The sequence below is a fragment of the Paenirhodobacter sp. genome (assembly GCF_041916475.1).
Lineage (GTDB): Bacteria > Pseudomonadota > Alphaproteobacteria > Rhodobacterales > Rhodobacteraceae > Rhodobacter.
In genome coordinates this window covers 1-7,483 of the sequence record NZ_JAYRZN010000069.1, presented here as the reverse complement: position 1 = coordinate 7,483, position 7,483 = coordinate 1, and the positions used below count along the sequence as shown (strand labels likewise).

General features: G+C 68.8%; 10 protein-coding genes. 2 read left to right on the top strand and 8 right to left on the bottom strand.

Annotated features, from left to right (window positions below; genetic code table 11):
- The 8 genes from ACOMG5_RS17205 to ACOMG5_RS17170 form a co-directional block, all read right to left on the bottom strand.
- A partial coding sequence (locus ACOMG5_RS17205) for a hypothetical protein (protein ID WP_420345016.1) occupies nt 1-663 on the bottom strand: 663 nt, incomplete at its 3' end.
- Between the two features lie 19 nt (nt 664-682).
- A complete protein-coding gene (locus ACOMG5_RS17200; protein ID WP_420345015.1) occupies nt 683-1,051 on the bottom strand; it encodes an SET domain-containing protein in 369 nt (122 codons plus the stop codon).
- A 14-nt stretch (nt 1,052-1,065) separates the two neighbouring features.
- The gene (locus ACOMG5_RS17195; RefSeq protein WP_420345014.1) at nt 1,066-1,392 is read right to left on the bottom strand and encodes an EamA family transporter; all 327 of its coding nucleotides are present in this window, start codon (nt 1,390-1,392) and stop codon (nt 1,066-1,068) included.
- A 516-nt stretch (nt 1,393-1,908) separates the two neighbouring features.
- Complete coding sequence (locus ACOMG5_RS17190; protein ID WP_420345013.1) at nt 1,909-3,777, bottom strand: heavy metal translocating P-type ATPase; 1,869 nt, start codon at nt 3,775-3,777, stop codon at nt 1,909-1,911.
- A 13-nt stretch (nt 3,778-3,790) separates the two neighbouring features.
- Nucleotides 3,791-4,282: a cytochrome b gene (locus ACOMG5_RS17185; RefSeq protein WP_420345012.1), complete on the bottom strand. Its 492-nt coding sequence runs from the start codon at nt 4,280-4,282 to the stop codon at nt 3,791-3,793.
- A 157-nt stretch (nt 4,283-4,439) separates the two neighbouring features.
- Nucleotides 4,440-5,045, bottom strand: a complete 606-nt coding sequence (locus ACOMG5_RS17180; protein WP_420345011.1) for a tyrosine-protein phosphatase — start codon at nt 5,043-5,045, stop codon at nt 4,440-4,442.
- Nucleotides 5,042-5,596 (bottom strand): cytochrome b/b6 domain-containing protein, encoded by a 555-nt coding sequence (locus tag ACOMG5_RS17175; RefSeq protein ID WP_420345010.1) that lies wholly within the window; start codon nt 5,594-5,596, stop codon nt 5,042-5,044. Before ACOMG5_RS17175 ends, ACOMG5_RS17180 begins: the two co-directional genes overlap by 4 nt.
- Nucleotides 5,589-5,846, bottom strand: a complete 258-nt coding sequence (locus ACOMG5_RS17170) for a PepSY domain-containing protein (protein WP_420345009.1) — start codon at nt 5,844-5,846, stop codon at nt 5,589-5,591. The genes ACOMG5_RS17175 and ACOMG5_RS17170 overlap by 8 nt, the downstream gene beginning before the upstream one ends.
- 116 nt (nt 5,847-5,962) lie before the next feature.
- Here ACOMG5_RS17170 and ACOMG5_RS17165 point away from each other — a divergent pair, with 116 nt between their 5' ends.
- Nucleotides 5,963-6,616, top strand: a complete 654-nt coding sequence (locus ACOMG5_RS17165; RefSeq protein WP_420345008.1) for a response regulator transcription factor — start codon at nt 5,963-5,965, stop codon at nt 6,614-6,616.
- On the top strand, nt 6,613-7,483 hold an 871-nt coding region (locus ACOMG5_RS17160), incomplete at its 3' end, for a histidine kinase dimerization/phospho-acceptor domain-containing protein (protein WP_420345007.1). The genes ACOMG5_RS17165 and ACOMG5_RS17160, both read left to right, overlap by 4 nt.

Genomic DNA, 7,483 nt, shown 5'->3' with positions numbered 1-7,483 from the left:
CTTTCCGGGCGCGGCGGGCTCCAGCCGCAGATTGGCCAGATTGAGCTCCTGCTCGACCGCCTTGAGCTTGTCCGAGGTCAGGATCTTCCCGACCGCCGCCCCGGCCAGCTCGCTCACCGGCACGTCGCGGATCTTCGAGATATCCTCTGGCAGCATGAGAGAAGCCGAGAACATCACCAGCTTGCCGTCGATGAAGGTCACGAAATCGAAGGTCTTGCGGTAACCCATCGGCAGCAGCTGCGATTCCGCCAGGATCCGCTCCAGCACCTGCGGCGGCAGGAAGCTGTCCACGGGATCCAGCCCGCTGCCGGCGGTCCAGGCGATCGGCTGATCGAACGGGCCATCGAAAATCTCGGCATATTCGAACACATCACCGCGCGCGGCGGTGATGCCGTAGTTGTCGGAGATGAACTGGATGTCCTTGCGCTCCACCGCGGCATAGACATCGCTCCAGTTGTGATAATCCGAGGCGATCAGGCGCACCTGTTCGCGGATCGACATCACGCGGCTTTCTACCGCGGTGATCGAATCCGTGAAGGTCTTCTGGTTCATCTCCTCGACGATCGAGATCACCGATGTCCAGAGCACCAGCGAGAACAGGAAGACGCCACCGACCGTGAGGCCGATGATCTGGTAGAGAACACGTCTTCCGCTTCCGCGCATGGATACTCCCGCCCGGCCCCTAGGCGCCGTCAAAACCAAGCACTGTCACCACCTGATAATCACAGGTCAGTTCCTCGCCCTCCTGGATGTTGCGCGCCGCGTACATCGTCGCACCTGCATCCACCAGCGAAGGAGCCTCGCTGTGATTCATGAAGATATCTGCATCATTGCCCAGAATGAACGCATTCTTCGAGGGGATATATTCCGCGTGGTTAAGCACGGTTTCACGATCGGCGTCGAGGAAGTGCTCGACGAGATCATAGGGGATCTCGACATCGAAATCGGGGTCGAAACGCCAGACCACCTCTCCCTTGTCGATTTTCTTGGCCGCGAATACGCCCAGGCCGTGGATGGCGCTGCGGGCGACGAAATGTGGGACTACGAGCATACTTCAGATCCGCATCAGGTTACGAGCCAGATGCTGGCGATCGCCGCTGCGATCCCGAGCATCTGCCTGGAGTTGAGCTGTTCACCGAACATGAAGACACCCAGCGCAGTCAGAATGAGGATCGTGGCGGAGCTGTAGATCACTCCGATCTGCGCCAGCGAGAATTCCCGCATCAGCAGAAGCCATCCGATCGCCGGCAGTCCGTAGAGGACGATCCCCGAAAGGAACTGCCAGGACACGAACGGATCCTCACGACCAGAAGCATGCTTGATTGCATAATCTCCGGCTGCGGTCAGGGCTATGATCGCAACGAGGACCAAGGTCCTCTCCGCAAGGGTCATGATTTCCTCATTGAATCCAAACACGTCAGGTGCTGAGGCAAACCTGCGGCCAACTAGTTAACAATATGTTAATATTCATTGGTGCCCCGGAATCCCCTCGCCAGGGGATAACCGTGGATGCAGGTGCATCGCACAAAAGGCTGCTTCGCCCCGAAAAACGGGTGCGGGTCGATCATTTCGGATCGCAGAATCGGCAGGCAGGGGTGTTTCCCGTCCGACGCCTGACTGTGAGAAAAACCGGATCTGCCCCTCGAAATCAATCCCGCCGATACAGCTGCAGCGCAAGAAAATCGAGCATTTGAATGGTATTGGCGGAATCGAGCCGATCCGTCGGCGCCTTCCCGCTGCCCGCGCCGCGGTGGGCGCAGGCCTCCTGCCGGGCATCGCTGCCATCCGGATCCAGACCCGCTCCAGCCCACGCTGGCCTAGGCTGCCGCAGCGGCCCCGGCCGCTCAGATGCGGCAGAACGCCGCACCAAAATATATGCATTTTTAGATATTCGCGCAACAGGCTTGGTCAGGCGATTTCCACCGCCTGCGCCCGAACCGGCTCCGCCGCAGCCGGAAGCATCGGTGTCTCCGGAGTGATTCGCAGCGCCCGCAGCGCATTCAGGATCACCGCGACATCAATCGCCTCCTGCAGCAGCGCGCCCTGCACCGGGCTCAGCAGCCCCAGCGCCGCCGCCGCCATCCCCAGCACCGAAAGCCCGATCCCCGCCACCACGCTTTGCAGCGCGATCCGGCGCGCCTCCCGCGCCACCCCGATCCCGGCGCCGAGCCGGTCGATCCGGTCCACCAGCAGCACCACATCCGCCGCCTCCGCCGAGGCCGCCGTGCCGCGCGCGCCCATCGCCACGCCCACATCGGCCACCGCAAGCGCCGGCGCATCGTTCACGCCATCGCCCACCATCATCACCGGCGCGCGGGCATGCTCCTGCTGCACGATATGCACCTTGTCCTCTGGCTTCAGGTCGGCCCGGATCCCGTCCAGCGCCAGCCCCTCGGTCACCCGCTCGGCCACCGCGCGCCGGTCCCCGGTCGCCAGCAGGATCCGGCTCACCCCCTGCGCCCGCAGCCCCTGCAGGATCTCGCGCGCGCCCTCGCGCAGCCCATCCGCCATCACGATATGCCCGGCCATCGCCCCATCGCAGGAGACCGCCACCTGCACCTGCCCCGCGCTCACCGAAACCGCCTCGCCCGCCGCCACCAGGCTCTGCCCGCCCACGGCCACCCGGCAGCCCTCGACCAGCCCGATCACACCCTCCCCCGGCACCTCGCGGATTTCGCTGGGCAGCGGCAGATCCAGCCCGCGCGCGCGCGCCGCAGCCACCAGCGCCTGCGCCACCGGATGCTCCGAGGCCTGGTCCAGCGCCGCCGCGAGCCGCAGCAGCGCATTCTCCTCCAGCCCGCCCCGCGCCTCCACCGAGACGATCCGCGGCCGCCCCTCGGTCAGGGTCCCGGTCTTGTCCAGCACCACGGTGCGCACCCGCGTCATCGCCTCCAGCGCGGCCGGCCCCTTCACCAGCACGCCAAACTGCGCCGCCCGCGACAGCCCCGCCACCAACGCCACCGGCACCGCAAGGATCAGCGGGCAGGGCGTCGCCACCACCAGCACCGCCACCGCCCGGATCGGATCGCCGGTCGCCGCCCAGGCCGCGCCCGCCATCAGCAGCGTCACCGCCAGAAAACCCAGGGACCAGCGGTCCGCCAGCCGCGACATCGGCGCCTTCGCCCGCTGCGCCGCCTCCACCAGCCGCACGATCCCGGCATAGGTGCTCTCCTGCGCCGCGCGCAGCGCAATCAGGTCGAAGGCCTCGCCCGCATTGGTGGAGCCGCTCAGCGCCTCGGCGCCCTCGCTCAGCCGCACGGGCAGGGATTCTCCCGTCAGCGCCGCCGTATCCAGGAGTGCCCGCACCGAGGCCACCCGCCCGTCCACCGGCACCACATCGCCCTGCCGGATAAACAGCCTGTCGCCCGGGGCGATCGCCGCGAGCGGCACCTCCTCGAACCGGCCCTCATGATAGCGCGTGGCACTGCGCGGCACCCGCGAGAGCAGATCGCGCATCTCGCGCCGGGCGCGCCCCTCAGCAAAGCTCTCGAGGAAGGTGCCGCCCGAATACATCACCGCCACCACCGCCGCGGCCAGGCTCTCGCCGAACAGCAGCGCCGCCGACATCGACAGCGCCGCGACGATATCGAGCCCCACCTCGCCCCGCCGCAGGCTGCGCAAGATTTCGAGGATCAGCGCCGCCAGAACCGGAACCACCCCCGCCGCCCAGAGCCGCCCCGCCCACTCCCCGGCCCCGAAAAGCCAAAGCGCGCCGCCCGAGATCAACCCGGACAGCGCCAACGCAAGCAAGGCGATCTTCGGCCAGTCGCGTCCCACCACAGGCCCCGGATCAGGACCGGCCCGGGCGCATCATCCGCAGCAGCAGCCGATCCTTCAGCACATATTGATGATAGAGCGCGATGAGCGCATGCCCGCCCGCCACCACCATCAGCACATTGGCCAGCAGCGCATGCAGATCGGCCACCGCATCCACCCCGCCGAACCAGGCAATCCCGCCAAAGGCCGGCACCGCGAGCATCAGCGCATAGAGCAGCCGGTGCCCCCAGCCCGCGGCCCGCTGCATCAGGCCGGTGCCGCCCGCGTCCGGCGCCCCCGTGGTCAGCCGCAGGAGCGCCCGCAGCAACACCAGCACCAGCACGGCGACCCCCACCCAGACATGGACCGCCGGGGCAATGTCCAGCGCGGGCGCGGGCGCGCCTTCCAGCCGCGCATCCAGCGCGCGGCCCATGCCTTCGCTGTAGAGATAGTTGAACAGGATCAGCAGGGCGATCGCCCAATGCAGCAGGATCTGCAGATGGCTGTAACCGGTCTTCGTGGTCATGGCTTACCTCTTGTCTGGTCGTAGGGACGACTCGCACGGCTGGCTTGCGCCGAGCTTACAGCGGATCGTGGCGGCGCGAAGCGCCTTCGCTGCGGCGCGGGGCCGCGTCTTCGGGATTTAGTATAACTTCATTATCCGTACTAAAATGCAGCGCAGCTTAATCAGGCGCCGCGCGGGCCAGGCGCAGCGCGGGCGCCGCCGGCTGGCCCCCGGCCCAGCGCGCCCAGGCCCGGTCCATCGCCGCCGCGCGCGACAGCCAGGAGAGCGATACATGGCCATAGGCAAAGGAGAGCTGCGCCGCGGCCTCCTGCGGCGCCCGGTTCAGCACCGCCGCCATATAGAGCGCGGCGGCAAGCCCGGTCCGGTCCGCGCCGCTGCGGCAATGGATCAGCACCGGCTGCGGCAGGCTGCGCATCAGCGCCACGAGCCGCACCAGCGTCGCCGCGTCGGGGGCCTGCTCGGCCGCGAGCCCGAGATCGGCATGCACCAGCCCGAGCTGCGCCGAAGCCGCGATTTCGGCGCGGTACCAGGCGCTGTCGGGCTGCTGGCCCCGCAGGTTCAGCACGCTGCGGATGCCGTAGCGCGCCTGTGCCGCGCGCAGGGCCGCCGCATCGGGCTGCGCCGAGCGATAGAGCGCGCCCGGCGCGACCTCGTGGAAATTGCCCTGCCATTGCAGCCAGACGGGCCAGGCCGCGGCCGCCAGCGCCGCCGCGCACAGGATCAGGGCCAGCCGCCGCAGCAGGGCCACAAAGGGGAAGGTCACGGTTTGCGGATCTCCGGCAGGCGCTTGCGGCCATGGATCATCGCCGCCACCAGGTTCTCACGGTGGCGCAGGCTTTCATAAAGGACGCCGCCCAGATGGAAGGCGACGAGGACGAGGATCAGCGTGGCGGCGCCCTTGTGGATGTCTTCCATCAGTTCGTCGCCCCAGAAGGCATCGGTCGTCTGCAACCAGCCGGTGAGCGTGGTCACGGCCACCGTGGCCAGCAGCGCCACGATCATGGCGCCCCCGGCCGGATTGTGCCCGAGGTAGCGGCGCTCGCGCCCGCGGGCGAGATCGGCCAGATAGCCCAGCACCGCCCGCGGCCCACGGACGAAATCTCTGAACCGGGCATGGCGCGTCCCGACGACGCCCCAGACCAGCCGCAGCGCCACCAGCGCGGCGATGGTATAGCCCACCCGCTCATGCACCGCCTTCCAGTCGTCGGCGGTCAGCCAGGCCGCGGCGATCAGCGCGGCCTGGGACCAGTGGAAGATGCGGACGAACGGATCCCAGACCCGGACGGCCGGGGCCTGCGTCCGGCTGTCAGTCATCGGAGCCCACCGCCTCGAAGCTCACCGGATCGAAATAGATCTCGACCTTCTTGCCGTTTTCGTCCTTGCCATAGACTTCGTAGCAGCCCTCATCGACCTTCACGTTCTTGATCGTCCAGCCCTTCGAGGTGAGCTGCGTCTTCAGCTCCTCGACATTGCGCCATTGCTCTTTCGGCGCGGTGCATTTCGGCGAAGCCAGCACCGGCGCGGCAGTGGCCAGCAGGATGGCGGTCAGGGTCAGGATACGCATCAGGTCCTCCATGGATGCGGTTGCGATGCGGATCGTTTCGCGCCCCAGTCTTGCAGCAGCCTTACAGCCGCATATTTTCCTCGCGGCCGCCCGGGGGCTGCGGATAGGATCGCGCCATGAGAGTACTGCTCGTCGAGGATACCGCCGATCTGGCCGAGGCCGTCGCGCGCGCGCTGCGCGCAGGCGGCCATGCGGTGGATATGGCCTATAGCTGCGCCGAGGCCGAGGATGCGCTGGCGGTGGTGGGCTTCGATGCGGTGATCCTGGACCTGAACCTGCCCGATGGCTCCGGGCTGAAGCTGCTGCGCGCGCTGCGCGGGCGCGGCGACCGTACCCCGGTGATCATCGCCACCGCGCAGGACCAGATCAGCGACCGCATCGCCGGGCTGGATGCGGGGGCGGACGATTATGTGGTGAAGCCGTTCGACCTCGGCGAATTGTCGGCGCGGCTGCGCGCCCATGCCCGGCGGGCGCAGGGCGCGCCGGAAAGCGAGCTCGGCCTCGGCGGGCTGCGCCTCGACCGCGCCCGCGGCCGGGTCCACCGCGGCGCGGAGGAGATCCGCCTGACCTCGCGCGAATGGGCGGTGTTCGATGCGCTCTTGGCGGCGCGCGGCCATGTGCTTTCGCGCGCGCAGCTGGAGGAGCGGCTCTATGATTTCGATGCGGAGATCGCCGGGAATGCGGTGGAGGTCTATGTCTCGCGGCTGCGCGGCAAGCTTGGCGCGGCACTGATCGAGACCCGCCGCGGGCTCGGGTATCTGGTGCCATGACGGGCTGGTCGCTCTCGGGGCGGCTCATGCGGCGGCTGACGCTGGCGCTCGGGCTCGGGTGGTTTCTGGTGATCGGCGCCGGGCTGTTCGTGATTGCGCATGAGATGAACGAGCTTCTGGACGAGGCGCTGGAGAGCCAGTCGCGGATCGCGCTCGAATATCTGCGGGCGGGGGGCGGCGGGCGGCTGCCGGTGGGCGAGGACGAGGCCGCGCGCGTGGTGGTGGGCGGCGTGGAGCGGCGCGCGGCGCCCTGGCCCGCGCTGGCGCGCGATGGCCATTGGGAGGGGGCGGGCTGGCATGTGATGCGCCGCTCGGACCCGGCGCGCGGCATCGTGGTGGAGCTTGGCCAGAGCGGCGAATGGCGCCATGACGAGCTGTGGGAGACCGGGCAGGCCTTCGTCTGGCTGGTGCTGCCGTTCCTCGCGCTGTTCGCGATCACGCTGCATCTGACCGTGCGCGGAGGGCTCGCTCCGGCGCGGCGGTTCGCGGCGCGGGTGGCGGGGCGCGCGGCGCAGGACCTCTCGCCCCTGCCCGACGACGGGCTGCCCGCCGAGCTCACGCCGCTGCCCGCGGCGCTGAACGGCTACCTGGCGCGGATCGAGGCGCTTCTGGTGGCGGAGCGCGCCTTCGCGGGCCATGCCGCCCATGAGCTGCGCACGCCGCTGGCCGCGGCTTCGGCGCAGGCGCAGCTGCTGGCGGCGGGCACGGCCGGGCCCGATACCGCGCGGCAGCTGACCGGCGCGCTGAGCCGGCTTGGCGGGATCGTCGAGCGGCTGTTGCAGCTGTCGCGGGCGGAGGCGGGCATCGGGCCGGGGCGGGCCGATCTGATCGAGGTGATCCGGCTGCTGCTGGAGGGGATGGCGCCGG